The sequence below is a fragment of the Duganella violaceipulchra genome, assembly GCF_019166075.1.
Taxonomy (GTDB): Bacteria; Pseudomonadota; Gammaproteobacteria; order Burkholderiales; family Burkholderiaceae_D; genus Rugamonas; species Rugamonas violaceipulchra.
This window is the reverse complement of record NZ_JAHTGR010000119.1, coordinates 1-466: the sequence shown is the minus strand read 5'-3', so window position 1 is coordinate 466 and position 466 is coordinate 1. Positions and strand designations below refer to the sequence as shown.

Sequence of the window (466 nt, the reverse complement as noted above, 5' to 3'; positions counted from 1 at the left end):
CTTCAAAACCGTCTCCGCCTGGCTGTCCCAGCTCTACGCCGGCAGCCAGGACCTGCTGTGCGGCGCGCCAGCGCGCGGCCAGGCAGGCGCGGATGCCGGCCCAGCGCGCCGCTGGCGACCTTCCTGTTTCCGCTGATCGGCTCGTAGTAGCGCTCGAAGTCGCTGCTGTTCTGCCGCACCATGGTGCTGGCCACGTTGAGGCGGCCGTTGACCGGGTTGCCGTTCATGATCGCCGTGTTCATCAGCCGCACCGTCTCCAGCGCGGCGGCGTCGTCGAGGTCATAGATTTCGTGAAGCAGCGTCGTTTCGGCCAAGGTGTTCACGCCGGTGGTGCTGCAAATGATCGCGGTCGGCGAGGAGTCCGGTTCGCTGGATGACTTGATGGACGAGATCGCCCAGATGTATGAGCGCGAGGACCACCTTCGCTCGTTTGACACCTTTACTGCATCCCCAAAATACCGATTGC

General features: G+C 63.9%; 1 protein-coding gene and 1 pseudogene. One reads left to right on the top strand and one right to left on the bottom strand.

Translation table 11 applies throughout. The features are described from left to right. Positions 1-2: 2 nt before the first annotated feature. The gene (locus KVP70_RS33240) at positions 3-323 is read right to left on the bottom strand and encodes a hypothetical protein (protein WP_217946711.1); all 321 of its coding nucleotides are present in this window, start codon (positions 321-323) and stop codon (positions 3-5) included. On the opposite strand from KVP70_RS33240, the pseudogene KVP70_RS33235 reads away from it, so the two are divergent. Continuing rightward, positions 304-466: pseudogene (locus KVP70_RS33235) on the top strand (type II secretion system F family protein); the annotation flags it as partial. The gene KVP70_RS33240 and the pseudogene KVP70_RS33235 overlap by 20 nt on opposite strands.